General features: G+C 43.4%; 23 protein-coding genes, 1 pseudogene and 1 riboswitch. Of the genes and pseudogenes, 23 read left to right on the forward strand and 1 reads right to left on the reverse strand.

Annotated elements, in window-relative coordinates; all coding sequences use genetic code 11:
• Positions 1 to 214 precede the first annotated feature (214 nt).
• From KHZ77_RS00815 to KHZ77_RS00860, 10 genes are all read left to right on the forward strand, one after another.
• Positions 215 to 1,456, forward strand: coding sequence for an NAD(P)/FAD-dependent oxidoreductase (locus tag KHZ77_RS00815; protein ID WP_295194702.1), 1,242 nt, complete (start codon positions 215 to 217; stop codon positions 1,454 to 1,456).
• A 63-nt stretch (positions 1,457 to 1,519) separates the two neighbouring features.
• On the forward strand, positions 1,520 to 2,209 hold the full coding sequence (gene cmk, locus KHZ77_RS00820) for a (d)CMP kinase (RefSeq protein ID WP_295194704.1): 690 nt from the start codon (positions 1,520 to 1,522) through the stop codon (positions 2,207 to 2,209).
• Positions 2,210 to 2,344: 135 nt separating this feature from the next.
• A complete protein-coding gene (locus KHZ77_RS00825; protein ID WP_295194706.1) occupies positions 2,345 to 2,959 on the forward strand; it encodes a lysophospholipid acyltransferase family protein in 615 nt (204 codons plus the stop codon).
• Positions 2,960 to 3,165: 206 nt separating this feature from the next.
• Positions 3,166 to 5,076, forward strand: a complete 1,911-nt coding sequence (locus KHZ77_RS00830; RefSeq protein WP_295194708.1) for a bifunctional 4-hydroxy-3-methylbut-2-enyl diphosphate reductase/30S ribosomal protein S1 — start codon at positions 3,166 to 3,168, stop codon at positions 5,074 to 5,076.
• A gap of 262 nt (positions 5,077 to 5,338) precedes the next feature.
• Complete coding sequence (der, locus tag KHZ77_RS00835) at positions 5,339 to 6,673, forward strand: ribosome biogenesis GTPase Der (protein WP_295194710.1); 1,335 nt, start codon at positions 5,339 to 5,341, stop codon at positions 6,671 to 6,673.
• Positions 6,666 to 7,286, forward strand: coding sequence for a glycerol-3-phosphate 1-O-acyltransferase PlsY (gene plsY, locus KHZ77_RS00840; RefSeq protein WP_295194712.1), 621 nt, complete (start codon positions 6,666 to 6,668; stop codon positions 7,284 to 7,286). Before der ends, plsY begins: the two co-directional genes overlap by 8 nt.
• 13 nt (positions 7,287 to 7,299) lie before the next feature.
• Positions 7,300 to 8,301, forward strand: coding sequence for an NAD(P)H-dependent glycerol-3-phosphate dehydrogenase (locus KHZ77_RS00845; protein WP_295194714.1), 1,002 nt, complete (start codon positions 7,300 to 7,302; stop codon positions 8,299 to 8,301).
• Between the two features lie 81 nt (positions 8,302 to 8,382).
• On the forward strand, positions 8,383 to 8,937 hold the full coding sequence (gene rsmD, locus KHZ77_RS00850) for a 16S rRNA (guanine(966)-N(2))-methyltransferase RsmD (protein WP_295194717.1): 555 nt from the start codon (positions 8,383 to 8,385) through the stop codon (positions 8,935 to 8,937).
• 4 nt (positions 8,938 to 8,941) lie between these two features.
• Positions 8,942 to 9,424, forward strand: a complete 483-nt coding sequence (coaD, locus tag KHZ77_RS00855; RefSeq protein ID WP_295194720.1) for a pantetheine-phosphate adenylyltransferase — start codon at positions 8,942 to 8,944, stop codon at positions 9,422 to 9,424.
• A gap of 25 nt (positions 9,425 to 9,449) precedes the next feature.
• Entirely contained in the window at positions 9,450 to 9,902 is a 453-nt protein-coding gene (locus KHZ77_RS00860; protein WP_295194723.1) for an ATPase, read from the forward strand.
• Between the two features lie 672 nt (positions 9,903 to 10,574).
• Here the strand turns inward: KHZ77_RS00860 and KHZ77_RS00865 are convergent.
• Entirely contained in the window at positions 10,575 to 12,314 is a 1,740-nt protein-coding gene (locus KHZ77_RS00865) for an NFACT family protein (protein WP_295194724.1), read from the reverse strand.
• Positions 12,315 to 12,578: 264 nt separating this feature from the next.
• Here KHZ77_RS00865 and KHZ77_RS00870 point away from each other — a divergent pair, with 264 nt between their 5' ends.
• From KHZ77_RS00870 to KHZ77_RS00930, 13 genes and pseudogenes are all read left to right on the forward strand, one after another.
• The gene (locus KHZ77_RS00870) at positions 12,579 to 13,460 is read left to right on the forward strand and encodes a YicC/YloC family endoribonuclease (RefSeq protein WP_295194727.1); all 882 of its coding nucleotides are present in this window, start codon (positions 12,579 to 12,581) and stop codon (positions 13,458 to 13,460) included.
• 64 nt (positions 13,461 to 13,524) lie between these two features.
• Positions 13,525 to 13,788, forward strand: coding sequence for an extracellular matrix/biofilm regulator RemA (gene remA / locus KHZ77_RS00875; RefSeq protein WP_295194729.1), 264 nt, complete (start codon positions 13,525 to 13,527; stop codon positions 13,786 to 13,788).
• An 8-nt stretch (positions 13,789 to 13,796) separates the two neighbouring features.
• Positions 13,797 to 14,423 carry a guanylate kinase gene (gmk, locus tag KHZ77_RS00880; protein WP_295194731.1) on the forward strand — a complete coding sequence of 209 codons (627 nt, stop codon included), beginning with the start codon at positions 13,797 to 13,799 and terminating at the stop codon, positions 14,421 to 14,423.
• A gap of 5 nt (positions 14,424 to 14,428) precedes the next feature.
• Positions 14,429 to 14,641, forward strand: coding sequence for a DNA-directed RNA polymerase subunit omega (gene rpoZ / locus KHZ77_RS00885; protein ID WP_295194734.1), 213 nt, complete (start codon positions 14,429 to 14,431; stop codon positions 14,639 to 14,641).
• 37 nt (positions 14,642 to 14,678) lie between these two features.
• Positions 14,679 to 15,860 carry a bifunctional phosphopantothenoylcysteine decarboxylase/phosphopantothenate--cysteine ligase CoaBC gene (gene coaBC, locus KHZ77_RS00890; protein ID WP_295194736.1) on the forward strand — a complete coding sequence of 394 codons (1,182 nt, stop codon included), beginning with the start codon at positions 14,679 to 14,681 and terminating at the stop codon, positions 15,858 to 15,860.
• 58 nt (positions 15,861 to 15,918) lie between these two features.
• Positions 15,919 to 16,016: riboswitch (SAM riboswitch) on the forward strand.
• A 51-nt stretch (positions 16,017 to 16,067) separates the two neighbouring features.
• Positions 16,068 to 17,258 (forward strand): methionine adenosyltransferase, encoded by a 1,191-nt coding sequence (gene metK, locus KHZ77_RS00895; RefSeq protein ID WP_295195105.1) that lies wholly within the window; start codon positions 16,068 to 16,070, stop codon positions 17,256 to 17,258.
• 151 nt (positions 17,259 to 17,409) lie between these two features.
• Positions 17,410 to 19,590, forward strand: a complete 2,181-nt coding sequence (gene priA, locus KHZ77_RS00900; RefSeq protein ID WP_295194738.1) for a primosomal protein N' — start codon at positions 17,410 to 17,412, stop codon at positions 19,588 to 19,590.
• 9 nt (positions 19,591 to 19,599) lie between these two features.
• Positions 19,600 to 20,118 (forward strand): annotated as a pseudogene (gene def, locus KHZ77_RS00905) (peptide deformylase); the annotation flags it as partial.
• Positions 20,119 to 20,225: 107 nt separating this feature from the next.
• On the forward strand, positions 20,226 to 21,179 hold the full coding sequence (gene fmt, locus KHZ77_RS00910) for a methionyl-tRNA formyltransferase (protein WP_295194741.1): 954 nt from the start codon (positions 20,226 to 20,228) through the stop codon (positions 21,177 to 21,179).
• Complete coding sequence (locus KHZ77_RS00915) at positions 21,166 to 21,933, forward strand: DUF116 domain-containing protein (protein ID WP_295194743.1); 768 nt, start codon at positions 21,166 to 21,168, stop codon at positions 21,931 to 21,933. The genes fmt and KHZ77_RS00915 overlap by 14 nt, the downstream gene beginning before the upstream one ends.
• Entirely contained in the window at positions 21,926 to 23,299 is a 1,374-nt protein-coding gene (gene rsmB / locus KHZ77_RS00920; protein WP_295194745.1) for a 16S rRNA (cytosine(967)-C(5))-methyltransferase RsmB, read from the forward strand. Before KHZ77_RS00915 ends, rsmB begins: the two co-directional genes overlap by 8 nt.
• Positions 23,283 to 24,362, forward strand: coding sequence for a 23S rRNA (adenine(2503)-C(2))-methyltransferase RlmN (gene rlmN, locus KHZ77_RS00925; RefSeq protein ID WP_295194747.1), 1,080 nt, complete (start codon positions 23,283 to 23,285; stop codon positions 24,360 to 24,362). The genes rsmB and rlmN overlap by 17 nt, the downstream gene beginning before the upstream one ends.
• 55 nt (positions 24,363 to 24,417) lie before the next feature.
• The gene (locus KHZ77_RS00930) at positions 24,418 to 25,119 is read left to right on the forward strand and encodes a Stp1/IreP family PP2C-type Ser/Thr phosphatase (RefSeq protein ID WP_295194749.1); all 702 of its coding nucleotides are present in this window, start codon (positions 24,418 to 24,420) and stop codon (positions 25,117 to 25,119) included.
• The last annotated feature ends 8 nt before the right edge of the window (positions 25,120 to 25,127 follow it).

Genomic DNA, 25,127 nt, shown 5'->3' on the forward strand with positions numbered 1-25,127 from the left:
CACGAGGCGCTTCTGATTTCCGCCGTGAATCTGATACACGAGGCAATTCTTCTTCCCGTTATAGTTCAGACGCACGCCGCAGTTCCTCCACAAGAGGTACAGCTGATTCTCGCTACGGTTCAGATGCACGCCGTAGTTCCACTCGACGTTCTGATATGCGTGGCACAAGCGGAAACGGTGGTCGCGGTGATGCAGGTAAACGAGGAGGCCGTCCATGAGACGAATTATAGTAGTAGGTGCGGGAGCCGCCGGCCTTATGGCTGCAACTATCGCAGCTCGTGAAGGTGCGGTAGTCACGTTGATTGAAAAGATGAACATGATCGGTAAGAAGATGGGGATTACCGGCAAAGGCCGTTGCAATATTACGAACAATGCCCCTATTGAAGATTTTATCGCCCATACACCGGGGAACGGCAAGTTCCTCATGAGTGCCTATCAGCAATTTGATAATAGAGACTTGTTAGGGCTTTTGGACCACTGGAAATTAAAAACTAAGGTGGAACGGGGCGGCCGTATTTTCCCTGAGTCTGATTCGGCCTTAGAAGTACGCGATATGTTCATGCGCGTATTCAAAAGTTATGGCGGCAAATTACACTTGAACGAAGCCGTTAAAGAGATTATTGTTGAAGATGGCCAGGTTAAAGGAGTTGTTACAACTCGTGAAACCTATTATGGCGATGCCGTAATTATCGCTACCGGCGGTTTGTCTTATCCATTGACCGGATCCACCGGCGACGGGTACGAATTGACAAAAGCCGTAGGTCATAGCATTACCGATTTGCGTCCATCCTTAGTACCTTTAGAGACTGAGGAAAAATGGGTGCAGGAAGTTATGGGTTTAAGCTTACGCAATGTGGAATTGTCTGTAGTCGCTAAGAATAAAGTACAAGCGAAACAGTTCGGCGAAATGATGTTTACTCATTTCGGCATTACGGGACCGATTGTTCTATCTTTAAGCCATACGGTTGGCAAGCTCATGAAAAAGAAAAACGTCGGTGCAATTACATTGGAAATTAATTTGAAACCGGCTCTTACAGCGGAGCAATTGGATTTACGCGTTCAGAAAGATTTCCAGTTATATTCCAAGAAGCAATTGTCCAATGGTCTGAAGGATTTGCTGCCACAACGACTCATTCCGATTATTATTCAGGAAGCGGACCTGAGCGGCGATAAATTCATCAACCAGATTAGCAAAGAAGAACGTTTGAATCTGGTTCGCACATTGCAACATTTAACATTGCGATTTAAAAAGCTTCGCCCTATTGCGGAAGCTATCGTAACGTCCGGTGGCATTTCTGTAAAAGAATTTACACCGCGCACTATGGAATCCAAACTTATTAAAGGGTTGTACGGTGCCGGCGAAGTTATGGATGTGGACGCCTTCACAGGCGGTTATAACTTACAAGCTGCATTCTCTATGGGCTATGTGGCCAGCCATGCACGCCGTGCACGGTGATGTGGAGTAAAACGTATTACAAATAAAACATGTAAACATAAATCAAAGTAAGGAGTATTTTCTATGTCGTTATCGAAACGTATTGCCGTTGCTGTAGATGGACCGGCCGGAGCCGGAAAGAGTAGTATTTCAAAAGTGGTGGCTAAAAAACTGGGCTACTTATATATTGATACAGGAGCCATGTACCGCGCTGTAACGTGGGCCGTATTAACTAATAAGATTAATCCGTCTGATGAAAAAGCGGTCGCCCAATTATTAAATGATCTGACTCTTCGTTTAGAGCCAACGGAAAATACTTTTCGCGTTTTTGTAAATGATAAGGAAGTAACAGACTTCATACGTACACAGGAAGTAAATGCCAATGTGTCACAGGTGGCATCGCTCAAATTGGTGCGTGAATACTTGGTGGCACAGCAACGCGTCATGGCCTCCCAAGGCGGCGTCATTTTAGACGGTCGTGATATCGGATCTGTAGTGCTTCCTAAAGCGGAACTGAAGATTTACTTAACAGCGTCCGTAGAAGCCCGCGCCAAACGCCGCTGGCTAGAAGTAAAGGATAAAGAGCCTGTTACACTAAAAGAGATTGAAGAAAGTGTAAAAGCTCGCGATACAATGGACACAACTCGTAAGGAATCTCCATTAGTTTGCGTGCCGGAAGCTATCGTAGTAAACTCCGACAACCTTACTTTTGATGAAACTGTTAATCGTATGTTAGAATTAATTCGTGAGGCTGAACAGAAAGCTCACGCTTAAATATTGAAATTGAGCACAAATGCTCCTGTTTACCCTTTGAGAATATATGAACTCTTGAAGTTAAACAATGAGGCTGACATGAGGCTCAAATTTATTTGGTAGTTAAAAACATAGTTTTGAAAAGAAGGTGTGCTTGTGAATAAAGCTTCAGAATTATTGTGGCGCAGTGCCTTCCATGTAGTATATAAGTGGATTTACAACATAGATATTGTGGGGCGGGAGAATTTTCCAAAAGAAGGTCCCGTTATTGTAGCACCTAACCACATGAGTAATAATGATCCGTGCGTAAGCGGTCTTGCCTTGCCACGCCACGTAAACTTTATGGCCAAGGAAGAGTTGTTCAAAAATCCTATTTCCAATTTCTTCTGTACTTGGCTGGGAGCATTTCCGTTGCGTCGCGGCGGTGTAGATAAAATCGCAATTCGCCATGCAATGAATTTGTTGAAAGACAACAAAGTTCTTGGCATATTCCCGGAAGGTACTCGTCAAAAGAATGACAAATTGGGCCGTTTCCATGACGGCGTAGCCTCAATGGCTTTGCGTACAGGTGTAGACATAGTGCCTTTGGCTATTATGGGGACTCGAGATATTAAACGCAATCAGGTGGCAGCGGTAATTGGCAAACCAATCAAAGTGACTAAAGAAAAGCCGACTGCTGAAGCCATTGCTCGTGTAAATGATGAACTTCGAGCTCGATTGGAAGAGCTCATGTCCGACTATCGTCAGTCTCATCCGGACTTTAAACGTTAGTTAAGAATAGAGGTCAAAGTCATTTATCAGTTACAGGCATAGGCCAAAGACAGTTATTTGATATGTAACTGTCTTTGGAATTAAATAAAAACAGGTCTGATTCGAAAACTTGACGGTAATATATAAAAAAAATTTGTAAAACTTACAAATTCCTGTTTTCAAGATAATTTAAACGTAGTACAATAGATAGCGTAAGAGGTAAGATAATGGAAATTATCAAGGCAAAGAATTGCGGCTTTTGTTATGGCGTAAAGCGCGCTGTAAATATGGCGGAAGAAACGTCAAAAGAAACAGACAAAAGTTATACACTGGGCCCTATTATTCACAATCCACAAGTTGTGGGAAGTTTGGAAGATAAAGGCGTATTCTCGGTAAACACGTTGAACGAAATCCCCGGCGGGACTGTTATTATCCGCTCTCATGGTGTAGGACCGGCCATTTATGAAGAAGCTTCTAAGAAAGGCCTTAACGTTGTGGATGCCACCTGTCCTCATGTGACAAGAGCGCAGCAGGATGCAAAATCCGTTGTAGACTCAGGCATGAAATTAGTTATTTTAGGCGAAAAAAAGCATCCTGAGGTGATTAGCATCAACTTATGGGCAGGAAACGAAGGTATAGTTATCGAATCTGAAGAAGAGGCTGAAAATATTCCTTTCGTGGAAAATATGGGCGTTGTAGTGCAAACAACCTTTTCACAATTTAAGTTTCAAAGTATAATAGACATATTAGAGAAAAAATCTAAGAATCTAAAGGTTTTCAAAACGATTTGTACAGCCACTCAAGAGCGTCAAAACTCAGCCGTGGAACTGGCAAAAACGGTGGACCTTATGATTGTGGTAGGTGGGAAAAACAGCGGTAACACGACTCGACTGGCAGAGGTATGTCGTGACGTTGGATGCCCTACGTACCATATAGAAACTTCTACTGAATTACAATTGTCATGGTTCACACATGCACAAACAGTAGGAGTCACAGCCGGTGCATCGACACCCGACTGGATAATTAAGGAGGTCATTGACACAATGAGTGAATTCGAAGAATTATTAGCCAAAGAATCTGACTGGGCAGAAGATCTAAAGAAAGGATCTGTAGTACAAGGGGTAGTAGCACAGGTTGAAGACGACCGTGCATGGATTTCCTTCGGTTACAAAACAGAAGCTATTTTAAATCGCACTGAAATTTCCTATCCGGCACCAGCCTCTGCAAAAGACGTGCTTAAGGAAGGCGACGAAATTAAAGCTGTTATCATGAACCACATTAAAGAAGATAATCCTATCTACTTATCTGTTACTCGTTTGGCTAAAGACGAAGATTGGCAGTATGTACAGGAAGCACAGGAAAAAGATGAACCAATCATCTGTAAAGGCGTTGACGCTATCCCTGCAGGTCTTGTTGTAACTGTTAAATCCCTACGTGGTTTTATTCCATTGTCTCAAGGGGATGTACACTTCGTTAAATCTCTTGACAACTTGGTAGGTACTGAGTTCGAAGCTAAAGTATTGGAAATCGATGAAAAGAAAAACCGTTTGGTTCTTTCCCGTCGTGCCGTACTTGAAGTAGCTCGTCAAGCTAAATTGGAAGAAGCATTGAAAAACATCACTGTAGGCGAAAACTACAAAGGTATTGTACGTAAAATCATGCCTTACGGTGCGTTTGTAGATATTGGCGGTATCGAAGGTTTACTTCATATCTCCGATATTTCCTGGCATAAAATTAAACGCGTTGAAGACGTGTTGACTGTTGGTCAGGAAATCGAAGTTAAATTACAGTCCTTCGATCAGGAAAGCAACAAACTTTCCTTGTCCTTAAAAGCTTTAACTAAGAGCCCATGGGACGAAGCTGAAGAAAACATCCATGTTGGTGATGTTATCACCGGCAAAGTTGTACGTTTGGTAGCTTACGGTGCATTCGTAGCTGTTAACGACGACATCCAAGGTTTACTTCACATTTCCCAAATTACAAAACAACGTAATGCGAAAGTTGAAGACTACTTGAACCGCGGTCAAGAAGTACAAGTTAAAGTTATTTCCCTTAACAAAGACGAAAAGAAACTTGGCTTGGCTTTGACTGAATTAATGGAACCGGTTGAAACTGCTGCAGAAGCTGACGCTGAATAATTTTATATAGCCTATATTGGAGCTGTTCCGATAAAAACTAAATAGTTTTACCATTCGAATAGCCGCTGATGTAACTAATATAGAATCACATAACTGTGAAGTGGATTTCCACTTCACAGTTTTTATTTGTTTATAAAGTTGATTGGAGTTATAGAACAAAACGTGTTGATTGCTTATGGCCAATTAATGCTGCATCTTTATAGATTGACTGTAATATGATAAAATATATAGTGATATTTTATGTGTAATTGAGGTGATTATCATGGCCAAACCATTAGTCGCAGTCGTAGGACGACCAAACGTAGGTAAATCGACTTTATTTAACGCCATTGTAAACAAGCGAATTTCCATCGTGGAAGATATTCCCGGTGTAACGCGGGATAGAATTTATTTTGACGCTGAGTGGCTCAATCGGGAGTTCACCATGATTGATACAGGCGGGATTGAGTTTATTACCGCCGACAGTCATGTAATTCCTAAGATGATGAGACTTCAGGCAGAGCTTGCCATTGAAGAAGCTGACGTTATCTTATTCGTTGTAGACGGTAAACAAGGTATTGTTCCGGCTGACGAAGAAGTAGCGAATATTTTACGTGCCAGCGGCAAACCGATTATTCTTGTAGTAAACAAGATTGACAGCATCAGTCAGGAAGCTAATATTTATGAATTCTATAATTTAGGTATTGGCGATCCAATTGGTATTTCTGCTAAAAACTTAATGAATTTAGGTGATCTCTTGGACGATGTGGTGAAAAACTTCCCACCGGCGGGCACTAATACAGAGGACGAAGATACAATTCATGTTGCCTTGATTGGCCGTCCGAATGTTGGTAAATCGTCCCTTACAAATGCCTTATTGGGTCAGGACCGCGTTATCGTAAGTGATGTGGCAGGTACCACTCGCGACTCCATCGATACGCACTGGACTCATGACGGGCAAAAGTTTATCCTCATCGATACAGCCGGTATGCGCCGTAAGGCGAAAATCGATGCGCCTGTAGAACGTTACAGCATCGTTCGCTCCTTGCGCTCCGTAGACCGTGCAGACGTTGTTGTACTCGTACTTGACGGTGTAGACGGCGTTACTGAACAGGACAAGAAAATTGCCGGTTACGCTCATGAAGCAGGCAAGGGGATTATCATTGTAGTGAACAAATGGGACTTAGTCGAAAAAGACGATAAGACCACTTTGCGCTATACAGAAGATATTTACGATGAAATGGCATTCCTTCGTTACGCGCCGATTTTATTCGCCTCCGCTTTAACGAAGCAGCGTATCCATCGCTTGGCGGATTTGATTAAATTCGTTTCTGAACAGCAGCACATGCGTGTATCCACAAGCGTTCTTAACCAGGTATTATCTGATGCACAGAACGTTAACCCTGTGCCTTCCAGAAACGGTCGTCTGCCTAAGATTTACTACATGACGCAGGCGTCGGTAAAACCGCCTACATTTATCCTCTTCGTAAATGAACCGGAGTTAATCCATTTCTCCTATATGCGATTCCTGGAAAATCGTCTGCGCGAATCGTTCGGCTTTGAAGGTACGCCGATTCGATTAATCTTACGCGGTAAGAAGGGAAATGACGATGAGTGATTATAATTTAACGATTATCTGGTTGAGTTTAGGAGCCTATTTATTAGGTTCTATTCCTTCCGGATTGATTATAGGAAAGCTCTTCTTCAACACGGACGTGCGTCAATACGGCAGCAAGAACATCGGTGCCACCAATACGTACCGCGTGTTGGGCATGAAAGCGGCGCTTCCTGTATTTTTGGCCGATGCTGCCAAAGGTATGGCCGGTGTATGGTTATTTTCGCCGGACCAAAACCTAATGCTCTTAGGTGGCATTTTAGCCATGGTAGGACATAACTGGTCGGTCTTCCTGGGATTTAAAGGGGGCCGCGGCGTAGCCACAGGTCTGGGGGTACTCATATTCCTTGTACCGCTTACCTCGGCTATCTGTTTCGCCGTATGGGCCGTTATTGTGGCACTTACCAAGTATGTGTCCCTCGGATCTATCGTAGGGGCCGCCCTGGTGCCAATTTTGATGTTTGTATTTGATGAACCGCTTTGGTATATTGTATTCGGCTTTGTAGCCGCTTTATTTGTTATCCTTCGTCATCGGGAAAATATTATGCGTTTGTTAAAGGGTACTGAATTAAAAGTGGAACGAACAGAAACCGATAAAGATCATGCATCCCATTAATTAAGGAGGCATCATGAAGGTAACTATTTTAGGCTCCGGCAGTTGGGGGACCGCTTTGGCTCTAAAAAGCGTGCAAGCCGGCAACGATACATATTTGTATTGCCGACAACCTCAAGTGGCGGATACGATGAATAAAACGCGTGAAAACGGGACATATTTGCCGGGAGTCACTCTTCCGGAAGCTCTTCACATAGAATCTGATTTAGCTCTTTGTATGGATAAAACTCAAATCGTATTGGTCGTAACACCGTCCATTTACGTGCGCTCCATATTGGAGCAGATTCAACCGCTCGTCACAGCAGATACAATTATTGTCATCTGTTCCAAAGGGATTGAGCGTCAAACCGGAACCCGCTTATCCGAAGTGGCTCGAGAAGTGGTAGGAGCTATTACGCCACATATCGCCATTTTATCGGGGCCAAATCATGCGGAAGAAATTGGACGCGATTTACCGGCCGCTACTGTAATTGCCGCCACCGATATGGAGACGGCGAAAACAGTTCAAAACGCCTTGAATACGAGCACGTTCCGCGTGTATGTGAACGAAGATATGACCGGCGTGGAATTATCCGGTACGACTAAAAATATTATCGCCTTGGCTGCCGGTATTGCAGACGGCATGGCCCTAGGGGATAACTGTAAAGCCTTATTGCTTACGCGCGGTCTGCACGAGATGGCCAAGTTCGGTACTGCACTGGGTGCGCGACGTGAAACTTACGCCGGCCTGGCCGGTATGGGCGATCTTATTGCCACCTGTATGAGTAAGCATAGCCGCAACCGTTTGGCCGGTCAGAAGCTGGCTGACGGCGAATCTATGGATTACATTGTGAACCATTCCAAGATGGTGGTGGAAGGCTTTTTCGCGGTAAAAACTGTGTATGAAATCGGTCAATCCAAGGGACTTGATTTACCGATTACGGAAGCGCTGTATAAGATTTTATATGAATCAAAACAGCCCCGTGATGTGCTTATTGAATTAATGGGCCGTAATGTAAAAGATGAAATGAATTTATAATAAATTTTCTTGGAAGATTACTTTTATTTTGGCTTATTATATACTATAATTATATGATGAGTGTTGGCATTCGAGGAAGGTATGAGAATTATAGCAGGACGTGCTAAAGGTCACACCTTAAAAGCACCAAAAGGTCTTCAAACAAGGCCCACTCAAGATCGAGTAAGAGAAAGTATTTTTAATGTATTGTCAAATTATGGATTCCACGAAGCGACAGTGCTTGATTTATTTTCCGGCACCGGTGCCTTTGCACTAGAGGCTGTAAGCCGTGGGGCAGAGAGTGCATATTGCGTTGATAAGGCTACAAGCCGTATTATCAAAGAAAATATTGCACATTGTCGCATGGACGATGAGGTTACTGTGTTAGCCACAACGATTCAGGCTGCAGGCGCCCAATTACAGGGTAAGACGTTTGACTACATTTTTTCCGACCCTCCTTATGAGCGAGGATTTGTAGCGACTACGTTTGAAGTGATTGAAAAGCATCGATTAATAAAAGAAAATGGAATGCTTATTATGGAACACCATGAAAAGGAATTGATTGAGTTGCCGGAAGGTTGGTCGATTGTAAAAGAGCAACAATTTGGGTATACTAAGATTACCTATTGTGTGCCATATGAGCTTGAAAGGAGCTAATGGAGTGCGTATAGGTATTTGCCCCGGTAGTTTTGATCCTGTTACGAATGGGCATTTAGATATATTTGAAAGGGCCAGCAAATTAGTTGACAAGCTAATTGTGGCTGTTCTTGATAATCCAAATAAAAATAGTTTATTTACTCAAGAAGAACGTGTAGAATTAATAGAAGAGGCTGTAGCTCATCTTCCGAATGTGGAAGTGGATTGTGCGTCCGGCCTTCTTATCGACTATGTAAAATCGAAAAACAGTTACATGATTATTCGTGGATTACGAGCGCTGAGTGATTTCGAATACGAATTTCAACGAGCGTTGTTCTCCAAATATTTAGACGATGAGATTGAAACGGTATTTATTATGACGAATAATAAATACTCCTATGTAAGTTCTACGGGCATTCGCGAACTGGCCAAGTTCCACGGAAATCTGGACGGTCTGGTTACCGAAACTGTCAAAAAAGCATTGGAAGCAAAATTTAGTAAAATATAGTAATACGTTTATAGGAGTGGCGAGAATGAGAACTGAAAAACTTTTAGAAGACTTGGAAAATTTAATCGAATCGGCAAGTCGCATTCCTATGACCTCGAAATTGGTCATTGAAGAAGAAGAAATTATGAACATTTTGGACGCTATTAATGAGTCCCTTCCACTTGAAATGGAAGAATCACGCCGAGTTATTGCTGAACGAGACAAAATTTTGGCCGATGCACAACGTCAGGCGGACACTTTAATCGCCCAAGCTAAAGAATATATCAACAAATTGACTGATGAAAGCGAATTGGTTAAACAGGCTCAGGCTCAAGCTAACCAGATTATTGGTGCTGCTAACCAGTCATCGGACGAACTTAAAAACAGTTCCTTGCAATACGCGTCCGATGTGCTTCGCTATGTAGAAAGCAATTTGGAAAAAACTTTGGAAAGCTTGCGTGTAAATCGTGAAAGCTTAAAACAAACTAACCGCGACTAATTTCTACATAAACAGCTTATATAGCTAATAGTACGTAAGACTAATGGTGTAAAAGACTGTTATAAAACTTCATAGTAAAAAGAGCAAAAGCTCCCTATATTAGCTTATTAGTAATAATAAGTTAATAGGGGAGCTTTTTTTATTTAATATATAAATCTTCATAATTAATATGCGGAATTTCATAATTGCATATATTAATGTTTTTTATTCATTTATGTTTTCTCTTAATTATCAATATGAAGTCTTGATTGATACTGTGAAGAAGGATAAAGATGGTAATCCAACTATCCAACGTGTTCGTATCGTTCCTGAAAATAAAGATAAATACTAATTTTTATTGAGGACGTACAGACTATTTATGTATTACATTAAAAACTGCGACTGTCGAAAGGCAGTCGCAGTTTTTATTTTCTATGAAAATACTGGAAAAACTAATGTAATGCTTTAATTTTAGGCTAATTGCACAACAAGCCACTGTCATAACAATTTAAACTAAAAAGGTCTTGCAGACGTAGTGTCTGTAAGACCTTTTTATATAATATTAATCTTTTATATATTATTTATCTATTTATAGTATTAATTATATTAAATTTGGAGTTAATCAGAAATATTGTTCTTAATCAAAAATATTGTTTTTAACCAAAATTAATTTCTAAAAAGCTGTTATTCCCTCTATCGGCTTATTAATAAATCACTGGTTTCCGGTGACTTCGGATCCACAATAACTGTCTGCTGGTGAGTATAAATAACAAAACCCAGTGGAGAAGCAGGCGGTTTTTTTATATATTTTACCAAGGTATAATCTACCGGCACTTTTGTTGAGTCTCCGGCTTTACTGTAGTAGGCGGCGAATTGAGCTACTTTAGTGAGTAAATCATCGGACGGTTCGCCGTCCGGCCGGAGGATTACATGGCTTCCTTGAATCTGCAAAGTGTGGAACCAGATATCCGTCGGCTTCGCGAAGCGGTGTGTTAGGTATTCATTTTGTCGGTTATTTCGTCCGATGAATACGGTACCACCATGAAGTTCAAAGCGGAGGAAGTTTTCTTTACCGGTTTTATAAGAAACAGGTTTCTTCGATTTTTTAATTAGACCGATAGCTTCAAATTCGGAATAAATTTCCTGAATATCTTCCCGTGTTTTCGCCAAGGATAAACTGTAGAGAATAGAGTTGTAGTAATCCAGTTTCTTCGTACTTTCCGTAAGTTGGTAATTGCCGCTAATGAGGCGATTTTTCAGCTTCGTATATGTCTTATAGTATTGCTGCGCATTTTCCACCAACGTAAGTTCCGGTTGCAAGGTAATGGTAATAGGCTCTGCAGGGTCTACTAACACGTTGTCCAGTGTGATTTCCTTTTGATAGTGACTTTCCATGTACGAATTAATCATGAGCAAGTCGCCATACATCTTATAGGTGTCCGCTTCATCGCTGAGCTTCAGTTCTTCCTGAATCTTTTCGTGACGTCCTTCTTCCTTGCGAATAGCCTGCTGAATGAGCTGTTCCAAGTTTCTGGCCGCCGTATGAATGCCGCCTTGCTTCATAACAGATCCTTCCACAGCCTCCGATAAGGTGGAGAAGGTACGAGTCAATTCGTAAGTCTCATCGATGTAAGTAAGTGGGATTGGAGAAGCTATTTGCTTGCCCTTAGGTCCTGTATATACATAGAGAGTTGTGCTTTCCCCAATATCCTTCTGCATCTGAATCAGTGCATTGCTGAGTCGCGTAAGCTCGTCAGGAGTAAGATCATCCATAGCGGCTTTTTCAGTAGTACCGGCCTGATGACAAAGTTCTTTTAGAAGAATAGGACCGAACCCGTTAAAAATGCGGCGTACAGTGGTTGCTACAGTATCCTGTTTGAACGTAGTCAGCAAGTCCTGAATTTCATGGGCGGAGAAATCAAAGAGACTCATACGCTCGCTGTTAGGTGGCAACTCGTAGGTCAATTTAGGCCCGATGGAGCGCTCCCGGTTCATAAGTGGCGTTACATGGAGCAATGACTCCAAAATCACACCATTTTGAACAAAAATACAGTTGGAGTATTTGCCCATCAGTTCCACGTAAATACGTGTGGTTATCAAAGAGCCGTCCAAGTCCAGTTTATCCACTGTAATAAGGAGAATGCGGTCTCCATGTACCTGTTTAATAGACGTAATACGGGCACTTTCTACATGCTTGCGTAAAAACATACACAAAGCGGTAGGCTCTTTCGGCAAGTCCGTAATGTCCCGGCTAATGTAGCAGGAAGGTGTATTGCCTACGGTGATTAATAAATTTTTATTTCCTTCCATTGTATTGATACGAAATACAATGGTTGTCTTATCTATTTGCAGTAACCGCTGAATTTGGCCGGTTACCAGTTCACGGCTTAACTCTCGCGTTAAGACCGATAAGGTTAAACCATCTAAGTTCATAATTAAGACTCCTTTTCATATACTCTTATTAGTATAACACATTTGTTTGCTTAATTGTTCGGTTGAAGATAAGATTATTAACGCTTTTAATTGTACGGACCTTAATTTCATCGTTCTTCACTTATACTAAGATTCTCTTATGTTTTCTTTACCCTAAGGTAGTAACATGTTAGAATAGATATAAGAATTTTTTCTATTAAAAATCTATGTAACGCAGTAACTAAAAATCTATGTAATGCAGTAACGTTGAATAAGGGGATTTATATGAAAAGTATGACCGGCTTTGGCCGTGGCAGAGCATCGGCTCCACAAATAGAAATTCAAGTTGAAATCAAAAGTGTGAATTCTCGTTATTTAGATATATATATCAATATGCCGTCCGTCCTAAATGAGTTTGAAAGTTTGTTAAAACAGACGATCAAAGAGTCAGTGAGTCGCGGGAAGCTGGAAGTATATGTATCGTTGAAGGATAATCGGGACCGTCTCAAAGACATTCAGGTGAATCGCACCTTGGTAAATCAGATCAAAGACTTGCTCCTTACAGAAGGATTTTCGAAGGATCCGGAATCTATTCGGTTAAACGATGTAATGAGTATTTCGCGAGATTGGCTGACGGTTACAGAAGTACCGGGCGATAATACGGTGCTTGGCGAACTGACTGTAGAGGCATTAAAAGAAGCACTGGCTGGTCTTTTGATCATGCGCGAGCGTGAAGGCGACAATTTAAAGGCTGATATTGAAAGCCGCCTGGAAACTATGAAAAACTTGGTTGGCCAAGTGGATGCCAATAAAGCGGTGGTATTAACACAGTATGAAGAACGACTCCGTCAGAAAATCCAGAATCTACTGGAAATACACAAGATGCCAGTCGATTCGGACAGAATCTTACAGGAAGTGGCAATTTTGGCAGATAAAACAGATATTACGGAAGAAATTGTACGTTTTAGCTCACATGTGGTACAATTAAAGGACACACTAATAGAGACCAACCCAATTGGCAGAAAGTTAGACTTCTTAATTCAGGAGATGAATCGGGAAGTAAACACTATGGGCTCCAAGAGTCCGGACGTACATGTGACAGAATATGTAGTGTCCCTGAAGTGTGAACTGGAGAAGGTCAGAGAACAAATTCAAAATATTGAATAGAAGTATTAAAGAGCAGTAAATGTACCTATAGATATAGGTCAAGAGCAGAGCAAGGAGTAAGAATATGAGTACAAAGCTTTTGAACATTGGATTCGGCAACATGGTTTCGGCGTCCCGACTTATTGCTATTATCAGCCCTGAGTCGGCACCGATTAAACGATTGATTCAAGATGCGAGAGAAAAAAGCGTGTTGATCGATGCCACCTACGGCCGTAAGACCCGTGCAGTTCTCGTTATGGACAGCGGTCAGATCGTATTATCCGCTATTCAACCTGAAACAGTGGCTCATCGTATTGTCCAATCAACACCTAGCGAATCGGAGGTGTAGGTCATATTATGTCGGATAGAGGTATATTAATCGTTCTTTCTGGACCATCCGGTGCCGGCAAGGGAACAATCTGTTCCGCTTTGCGAAAAGAAATGCCAAACTTGGTTTATTCTGTCTCTATGACGACGCGTGCACCTAGAGTTGGAGAGGAAGAAGGAGTAAGCTACTTCTTCAGAGATAAGGAAGAATTCCAACGTCTTATTGAAGAAGATGCATTTCTCGAATATGCCAAAGTATATGATAATTACTATGGCACGCCTAAGCAGCATGTAATGAACTTGCTCAGCGAAGGCAAGAGCGTAATCCTGGAGATTGATATTCAGGGCGCTATGCAGGTTAAAGAGCGTTTCAGTGAAGCCGTATTTATTTACATCGTGCCGCCTTCACTGGATATTTTATCTACGCGCCTGCGTGATCGCGGCACAGATGCTACAGATGTAATCAACAAGCGTTTATCCAAGGCCAGTTCCGAATTGGCTCTGGCGCATCGCTATGACTACATTGTGGTAAACGATGTATTGCCTGATGCAGTAGAGAAGGTTGCGTCTATTTTACGCGCCGAAGCCTGCCGTATTAAGCGCAATAAAGAAAAGATTCAGTATATTTACAATCAATACAGAAAAGATGAGGTGTAGTTATTATGATGGTAAAACCATTATTAAAAGAATTGGAACCTTTTGTTGACAGCAAGTACACATTGGTAACTTTGGCGGCTAAACGCGCCCGCGAGCTTACTGACGGTCAGGAGCCGCTAGTATCCGGCCTTGATACAGATAAGCCGGTGTCTATTGCACTTCATGAAATTGCGGAAAACAAAATTGGTTTCTCCCGTACAAAGGACGGCATTAAGTAATTTTACAAATTCTGTAAATATAACTTGAAGGTGACCCATGAAAAACAAACATATTATAGTCGGCGTTAGCGGCGGTATTGCCTGTTACAAGGCAGTGGAAGTGGTGAGCCGACTACGAAAAGCGGGCGCGGAAGTTAAAGTCGTTATGACCCGTAATGCCACCAAATTTGTCGCTCCTATGACATTTGGTGAAATCAGCGGTAATCCTGTGGCGGTGGAAATGTTTGAAAACATTCACGATTGGAATGTGGAACATATTTCACTGGCTACCTGGGCGGATGCATATGTTGTTGTACCTGCTACAGCCAATATAATCGCTAAGATGGCCGCCGGTATTGCGGATGATATGCTTACGACGCAGCTGCTCGCTACGAAAGCACCTATCTATCTTTGTCCGGCCATGAATACGAATATGTATGAAAACCCGATTACGCAGCGCAATTTTAAAACGCTGGAAGAATACGGACATCATATTTTGCCGGCGGCCAGTGGTCAATTGGCATGCGGTACGTCCGGTATCGGTCGTTTACCGGAACCGGTTGATATTGTAGCTTGGTTGTCGTTCGAGCTTAATAAGACGGATTTACTGAAAGGTAAAACTGTACTCGTTACAGCCGGTGGCACAGAAGAAGCCATCGATCCTGTGCGCTTTATCGGTAACCGTTCAAGCGGAAAAATGGGATTTGCTATCGCCAGACAGGCCGCACTGCATGGGGCACGCACTATCTTAGTGGCCGCTCCGAATCATTTGCCGGCACCGTATGGCGTTGAAGTCATCAATGTTGACTCCGCTCGCCATATGAATGACACGGTTCAGTCTTTATATGACGATTGTGACGCCGTTATTATGGCTGCAGCTGTAGCCGATTTCCGCGTAGCTGATGTGGCGCCTGAAAAAATCAAGAAAATGGATACATTAGAGTTAAAACTTATAAAAAATCCTGATATCTTAAAAGGCTTAGGCGAAAAGAAAACACATCAGAAGCTGATCGGTTTTGCCGCAGAAACGCAAAATGTCATTGAAAACGGCAAGGGCAAGGTGCATAACAAGAATTTGGATATGCTCGTAGCCAACGATGTAAGTAAGGCCGGGGCAGGCTTTAATGTAGATACGAATAAGGTAAGCTTCATCTATCCGGGCGACCAGGTGGTCGACTTGCCGCTTATGAGCAAGGATGATGTGGCAAAGCGTATAATTTTAGCCTTGGCAGAAATGTAATTCTATAGTATAATATCAAATGTGATTCTTAATCGCATTAACTTATATACAAACAGTATTCTCATCAAGAGTAGTGGAGGGAAAGGCCCTGTGAAGCTACAGCAACCATTCGCAAGAAAAGGTGCTAAGTCCGACGGTAATGCCGAAAGATGGGGTTTTATTCCTCATCGGCTGATGAGGAATTTTTTTATGGAGGTAATGGATAAAATGGCTGAAAAACATGTTTTTTTCACATCAGAGTCCGTAACAGAAGGTCATCCCGATAAAATTGCTGACCAAATTTCTGATGCAGTTCTTGATGCAATTTTAGCAAAAGACCCAAGTGCTCACGTAGCATGCGAAACCTTGGTAACAACAGGCCAGGTTCATGTAGTAGGGGAAATTTCAACGAAATGTTATGTGGACATTCCACACATCGTTCGTAATACAATTAGAGAAATCGGCTATACTCGCGCCAAATTCGGTTTCGACTGCGATACTTGCGGCATTAACGTATCTATCGACGAACAGTCCGCCGACATCGCAATGGGCGTTGATGATGCTTTAGAAACCCGCGAAGGCGGTACTGATAAATTTGATAAGATTGGCGCCGGCGACCAAGGTATGATGTTCGGTTACGCTTCCAACGAAACTGAAGAATTCATGCCAATGCCAATCGCTTTGGCTCACCGCTTATCTCGCCAGCTTACTAAAGTTCGTAAAGACGGCACTTTGGATTACCTCCGTCCGGACGGTAAAACTCAGGTAACTGTGGAATATGTGGACGGCGTGCCTAAACGCATCGAAACTATCGTTATTTCCACACAGCACGGTCCTGAAGTAACACGCGAACAAATCGAAGCGGATCTTAAGAAATATGTAATCACACCTGTATTGCCAGAAGGCTTCATTGATGAAAACACTAAATACTTCATCAATCCAACAGGTCGTTTCGTAATCGGCGGTCCTCAAGGTGACGCCGGCTTAACAGGTCGTAAGATCATCGTTGATACTTACGGCGGCATGGCTCGTCACGGAGGCGGTGCATTCTCCGGCAAGGATCCTACAAAAGTAGACCGCAGTGCCGCTTATGCAGCTCGTTACGTAGCTAAGAATATCGTAGCTGCCGGCTTGGCCGACAAATGCGAAATCCAGATTGCATACGCTATCGGCGTAGCAAAACCTGTATCCGTAATGGTTGAAACATTCGGTACTAACAAAGTATCTGAAGAACGTATTATCGAATTGGTAAACAAGCACTTCGATCTTCGTCCGGCAGGTATCATTGAAATGCTTGACTTATTGCGTCCTATTTACCATCAGACTGCAGCGTATGGTCACTTCGGCCGTACCGATGTGGATCTTCCTTGGGAACGCACAGATAAAGCGGTAACACTTCGCTTAGAATCAGGTTTATAATAATACATTGAACGGGATATGGTGGGTTTTAAACCCCCTTGGTGAGAACAGGAAAACAGTTACATTAAGGGGTAAAAACCTTCTATATCCTGTCTTTTTTTATATTGCCAAATAATGGTATAATTAAGAGTAAAACAAAGGAGGCGAGTATGTGCGTGTAGCAGAGATTATTATCAATCGACCGGCTAAAGCTATGAATGATCCATTCAGCTATACAGTACCGGAAAAATTCGGCACCATTCCCGTTGGCACGCGTGTACTCGTACCGCTCGGACCAAGCCGGGAAGAGGGAATTATTATCGGTTATCGGGACTTGGAAGAACCGCCCGCTTACCGTTTACGACCAATCCAGGCGGTATTGGACAGCACACCTTGGTTCACGGCGGAAATGCTGAGCACGGCTAAGCGCTTAAGCCGCTATTATCTGTGCGCTCTGTCCGAGTCCCTAAGTCTCTTTACGATTGATAAAAAAGAATTAAAAGGGTATGAACGCCCTAAAATGCAATGGCTCGTTGTGCAGCCGGATTTCAATCCCGAACTGGTTCCAAAGCGCAATCGAAAGCAGCGAGAACTTGCATTTTACTTAGACGATTTAAAAACCGCATCAGTGGACCACTTAAAACGGGATGGCTATTCGCTGATGGTTATTAAACAGGTTATGCAGCTTCCGGGTATCGTGGTGGAAGAGCGTTACAAAGCCACACAGACGCCGTATGCTTACAAGAAGATAGAAGACATTCCCCTTACGGATGATCAACAAACGGTGTATACGCCGATTTACAAATCCATTGAGGAAGGCCGTCATGAAACTTTTTTGCTTCACGGCATTACAGGTAGCGGTAAAACGCAGATTTATATGAAGGCCGCCAAGGAATGTTTGGAAAAAAACAAGATTGCGATTATTCTGGTTCCTGAGATTATGCTTACCAATCAGATTGTTACTCGATTTGTAGAAGTCTTCGGCGATGAAGTGGTAGTATTCCACAGTAAGCTGACCATCAGTCAACGGTACAATAACTGGGAACGACTACGCCGCAAGGACAGTCATATCATTATCGGCGCCCGATCCGCTATTTTTGCCCCTACTGACGATATTGGAGTCATTGTAGTGGACGAAGAACATGATACGTCCTATAAACAGGAAGATATGATTCGTTACCATGCCAAAGAGGTGGCCTTATGGCGTGCGGAAGCACATCAGTGTCCGCTAATTCTCGGATCAGCCACGCCGTCTGTTACATCCTATTACAAAGCCCTTCATGGAGAATATACATTGCTGGAGTTAAAGCATCGTATTTTCCATCAGCCTTTGCCGGCTGTACAGATTGTGGATATGAAGGAAGAACTCATCTATGGGAATCGCTCTGTATTTTCCGGCGCCTTATTCAGCTTGATTAAAGATACGCTGGCAAAAAAAGAGCAGATGATTATCTTGTTGAATCGCCGCGGTTTCAGCACCTTTGTTATGTGCCGCAATTGCGGAGAAACGATAAAATGTCCTCACTGTGACATTGCCATGGTGTATCACAGCGAAGGGGAAGAATTGCGCTGTCATTATTGCGAACACCATGAGCCAATTCCGAAAGTTTGTCCTCACTGTAAAAGTGATCAGATTAAGTATTTCGGTTCCGGCACTCAAAAGGTGCAGGAACTGTTATGTCGTAATTTCCCTCATGCACGTATTGCCCGTCTGGATCAGGACGTAACGGCCAAGAAAGGACAGGGGGAGGAAATCCTCAACCGCTTCGGCGCCGGTGCATATGATATCTTGCTGGGTACGCAGATGGTGGCGAAGGGACACGACTTCAAAGGCGTTACGGCTGTAGGCGTGTTAACAGCTGATTCCATACTGCATATTCCGCTCTACAGCGCGTCGGAACGCACCTTTGACCTGCTCACTCAGGTGGCGGGACGAGCCGGCCGTGTAACGGGAAACGGGAAAGTAGTAATTCAAACCTATAATCCCTTACATTATGCTATAATAAAGAGTAAGAATCATGACTATGAAGGATTTTATAAGGAAGAAATCGAAACGAGAGAAGCCTTACAATATCCGCCGTTCGGTCATATGATTCAACTTAAAATTCAACATAAGGACTACGCAAAAGGAATGGAGATTGCCCAAAAAATTGCGGACGAGCTCATGCCTTTTGCCAAGGACGACGTAGTTGAAGTCCTGGGCCCTTATGATGAAGGTATACGCAAAATTCGAGACTTGTATCGCATATCGATTATGATTCGCGGTACGGAACTGAAAGACATAAAGTCTCACATTTATAATTCATGGATATTTACACAAGACGGTCTGCACATCGATGTAGACCCTATATAAGGAGAAAATATGGCTGTTTTAGACATTGCGAAAATCGGGTCCCCGGTACTCAAACGTATTGCCGAGCCCGTACCATTTGTAAATAAGAAAGTTCGTCAGTTATTGGACGACATGGCGCAAACTATGCGCGAATCTGACGGTGTAGGTTTGGCTGCACCGCAGGTAAGAGTATCTCAGCGTATTATTGTGGTGGACGACGGCACCGGCCTTCAGGAATTTATCAATCCTGAAATCGTAAAAGCCTGTGGTTCTCAGATTGGCCTGGAAGGTTGTTTAAGTGTTCCGGGTTACTTCGGCGACGTGGACCGTTTCAATGAAATTGAAGTTCACTACATCGACCGCAATAACAAAAAGAAAAAAATTAAAGCGGAAGGCTTTTTAGCGCGTATCATTCAACATGAAATCGACCATTTAAACGGTATTTTATTCGTAGAAAAAGTTACCGCTCTTTCCGCAGAAACTACAGCTGAAGAAGCGGAAGATTCCCACAGCGAAGCTAAAGAAACAGCTGTTGAAGCAAAAGAAGCTAATGCAGTGGAAACCGACAAAGAAGCTGACGCCGTAACAGCAAATGCAGCGGACAAATCTGCCGAAACAGCTGAAACTCTCGCAGAGGAAGCGAAGTAGGAGGACCGATGAAATCATTACGAATTGTGTTTATGGGGACTCCTGATTTTGCTGTGCCAACCTTGGAGGCTCTTATTGAAGGGTCTCATGAAGTGATCGGCGCCTTTTGTCAGCCTGACAAACAACGCGGCCGCGGTCAGAAGATTACCATGTGTCCGGTGAAAGAAACGGCACTGAAACATAATATTCCTGTTTATCAGCCGGTTACCTTGCGCGATGAAGCAAGTGAACAGTTATTACGTGAACTGAATCCGGACTTAATCGTAGTTGTGGCATACGGTAAGATTTTACCGCCATGGCTTATTGCCTTGCCACAGTATGGCTGCATAAACGTACATGCCTCTTTACTTCCGAAGTATCGCGGTGCCGCGCCGATTCAGGCTTCCATTTTAAACGGAGACACTGAAACGGGCGTTACAATTATGAAAATGGATGACGGCCTCGACACAGGCGATATGCTCAAGGTTGTAACCACGGCTATCGAACCGTTGGAAACCGCAGGACAATTGTTTGACCGCTTAGCTGCAATGGGTGGCGAATCCATCAACAGTGCAATCTCTGATTGGATTTCCGGCTCCATTAAACCTGTAAAACAGGATGACGCCAAAGCCACTTACGCAGGCAAAATCACTAAAGAAATGGGCCTCATTGATTGGAATGAAAGTGCTCGCGCATTAGGCTTTAAGATTAGAGGCTTAAATCCTGCGCCGGGCTGCTATACATATTTTAACGGTAAGCGTTTAAAAGTCTGGCTGGCTCAGACGGCGGATGCTGTATCCGGCTCCGACAATACACCGGGTACGATTGTAAAAGTATCTGAAAACTCTTTCTTTGTCGCTACCGGTAATGGTGTACTGGAAGTGTTGGAAGTTCAGCCGGAAAATAAAAAACGTATGAGTGCCGGCGATTTTTGTCGCGGCCATCAGGTAAAGGCAGGAATGGCATTTAATGAGCAACCATAATGTATTAGGCAGATATCCTTTATACTTCAAGCTTACAGGCCTTGTCTTTGCATTACTCACGGCTTTGCTTGCTGTATTAGGTTATTTACTTTGGCCCGGACTTATTCGCTATGGCATGACTGTAGCGGTGAGTGTTGAAATTGTCTTGGCCCTCATACCTGTTGTATGCTGGTTTATGTGGGGCCTTATGTTATTGGCCACAACTAAATATATTAAGATTCATTTTATTTTACTGCGCCTCAGCAACCGCTGGCTCTACGCATTTTTCCCGGCGGTTATACTGGTAGGACGCATTCTCGGAATTTCTAAGGACCGCATCAGTCAGTCCTTAATTGACTTAATCAATTACTTGGTAGAGTTGAATTTATATAAAGTGCCGGCCGACCGGGTACTGCTTTTAACCCCTCATTGCCTGCAGCAGAGCGACTGCGTTCATAAAGTAACGACGGACGTACATAACTGCAAGCGATGCGGACGCTGTCAGGTAGGAACACTGTTAGACATAGCCGATACATATGGCTGTCATTTTCTGGTTGTTACCGGCGGTACACTGGCACGCCTTATGATAAAAAAGGTGAAACCAAAGGCCATTGTGGCCATTGCCTGTGAACGGGACCTGGTGAGCGGAATGAATGATGTATTTCCCATTCCTGTTATCGGCGTCCTCAATGAACGTCCTTGCGGCCCATGCTGCAATACGCGTGTAGATACAGATAGAATTAAAGAAGCTGTGGAGAAATTAATTAATGGCTAAAGAAGAAGTAAAGACGATCAACGTCCGTCGAGTAGCTGTACAGGCTCTGGATGAGATTGAACGTAAAAAGGCATATGCCAACTTGGTCCTCCAAGACTACATCAAAAAACAGAATATGCGCGATGTGGATCGCCGTTTCTTTACTGAACTGGTATACGGTGTAGTACGCCGTAAAAACTATTTAGATGCCATTATTGTGGCACTGACAAAGCGGCCCTTAAAGAAATTATCCCCATTGGCCTTACAAATTATACGACTCGGTTTATACCAGCTCATTTATCTGGACAAAGTGCCGGAAAGTGCGGCGGTAAACGAGTCGGTTAAACTTGCGAAAAAGATGACCCGCGGTCTGGAAGGTTTCGTAAACGGCGTGTTGCGCAATTATCTGCGTAACAGCGACGATTATGCCATTGATGAATTGGCAAAGACACCGACAGAACGACTGGCCTTTATATACAATCAGCCAACATGGCTTCTTGACCTTTGGCTGAAAGAATACGGTGAAACAACGACCATTGGCCTTTGCGAGTGGTTTAATACTTCGCCACGTCTTACGGCCCGTGTAAATACGCTGAAAGCCACACGATCTGAAGTACTGGATGAGATGGCGAAAGCGGGCTGGATTGTGGAACCGTCTCCGAAATTGGACGACGCTATTTTCATTAACCGCCACGAAGGTGCTATCGATGAATCGCCGTGGTTTAAGAACGGTTTTATTACATTCTCCGATTTGGCATCCATGGTAGTGGCCTATGTGATGGCACCGGCTACGGGAGACACGATCCTGGATTGCTGTGCCGCACCGGGTGGCAAGTCCATGCATTTGGCGGTCCTTATGAACAATGAAGGTCACATCGTATCCAACGATATACATGAACATAAATTACAGCTCATGGACCACAACGCCAAACGCCTGGGTATTACGAACATTGAATTAACTCATGGCGATGCGACAGATTTACCGAAGAAGTGGAATGAGCATTTCGATAAAGTATTGGCCGATGTGCCTTGTTCGGGCCTCGGCATTATGCAGCGAAAGCTGGACATGCGCTGGGAAAAAGATCCGGAACAGCTGGAGCGTCTGCCGAAACTGCAGTTTCAGATTTTAGAACAGGCTGCACAAACGGTGAAGCCCGGCGGCATTCTGGTGTATTCCACCTGTACCATCAACAGCCGTGAAAACGAAGGTGTTGTACAGGCATTTCTGGATAAGCACAGTGAGTTTATTCTGGAAGATGCGGCGCCATATGTGCCGTTCCCTGTAAGCGGTCCCATGGTAACGCTGTGGCCGAACCGCGATGAAATGGACGGTTTCTTTATAGCCCGCCTTAGAAAAAGGATAGATACAAATGGAACTATTAGGTAAAAACCTGGAGGAAATGCAAGCTTTTATAACAGAGCACGGATTTCCGAAATTTAGAGCTAAGCAGCTCATGGATTACATTTACAAACGATATATTTTTGATTTCAAAGATATGACGCAGCTCCCTGAAAGCATGCGTCAGTGGTTAGGGGAGAATTGTAAAATCTCCATCCCTCAGGTAGTAACCGAGAAAACGGCACCTGACGGACAGACCATCAAATTGTTACTTCGCTTTGAAGATAACAATCAGGTAGAAACAGTGCTTATGAAGCAGCATTACGGCAACTCCGTATGCGTGTCTTCCCAAGTGGGCTGTGCTATGGGCTGCATCTTCTGTGCATCCACCACAGGCGGCTTGTACCGCAACTTGGAAACCCATGAAATCGTAGGACAGGTACTCCTGTTCGGCGCTCTTTTAAAAGAACGCATTCACTCCATCGTAGTGATGGGGGCGGGCGAACCGTTACAGAACTACGTGAATACGATTAAAGCGCTTCGTTTCTTACACGAAAAAGAATCCTTTGATATCGGTTATCGCCGCATGACTTTATCTACTTGCGGTATTGTGGAAAATATCTACTTATTGGCCGAAGAAGGAATTCCGATTACGTTGGCATTAAGCTTACATGCACCGAACGATACAATTCGTCGTGAAATTATGCCAATCGGCGCCTACTACAAATTGGATGATATTTTGGCGGCCGTTCGTACGTACTACGAAAAAACAGATCGCCGAATTACCTTTGAATATATTTTAATCGACGGTGTTAATGCGTCCGTTGCACAGGCTCATGAGTTGGGGCAGTTGGTAAAATCATTCCCGAACTGCAATGTGAACCTCATTCCGGTAAACGGCAACGAACACATTCATTTATTTAAACCATCTAAACGAAATACGGAAGCGTTTAAGAATATTGTAGCTTCCTATGGCGTATCGGTTACGGTACGTAAAGAGATGGGCGATGCCATTCAGGCAGCATGCGGTCAGTTAAAAATTCAACATGCGGCAGACGTGGAAAAGCAGACAACCGAGGCTGAACAGCCAACAGGATCGTCTGAAGAATAAGCGGCAGATTCAGCATATGTATTGACCGTACTACACAGTATGTAAAGGAGACTCTATGAAAAGTATCGGCATAAGTAAAATAGGCTTAGTTCGACAGCGCAACGAAGATCGATTTTTCATCGATAAGTCGTTGAGCATTGTCACGGACGGCATGGGCGGCTACAAAGGCGGCGAAATTGCCAGTACCATGGTTGTCGATTCCTTAGCTAAGCAGTTCAAGCAATGTAAACATCCTTCTGTTGAACTGATTCGCTCTTACATGAATAAGGCGAACGAAGAAGTTTACAATCGCGTAAAAGAAACACCGGCTCTTGAAGGAATGGGAACCACCGCAGTTGTTGCTTATGTATACGCCAATACCTTATACTGGGCCAATGTAGGCGACAGCCGACTATACATTTTCAAAGATCAGTCACTCCGTCAGATTAGCACCGATCACTCTATGGTACAGGCTTTATACGATGCAGGTGAACTGGAAAAGCAGGAAATGATCAATCATCCGCAGCGCAATATATTGACCCGTGCCATCGGCGTGGAACCTTTTGTTGAAGTGGATGGAGGTAAACTCGAAGTAGCTCCGGGTGACCGCATCATGCTTTGTTCCGACGGATTAACCGGCTATGTATCGCCGGAAGTTATCGAGGCTGCGTTCAAACACGAGCCGTCTGACGAACGCCTGGTAGAAGATTTAATACAGCTTGTATATGACCAGGGCGCTAAAGATAATGTTACGATTGTAGTAGGGACCGTGGAGTGAGGTATAGA

The organism is Veillonella sp., assembly GCF_018364065.1.
Lineage (GTDB): Bacteria > Bacillota > Negativicutes > Veillonellales > Veillonellaceae > Veillonella_A.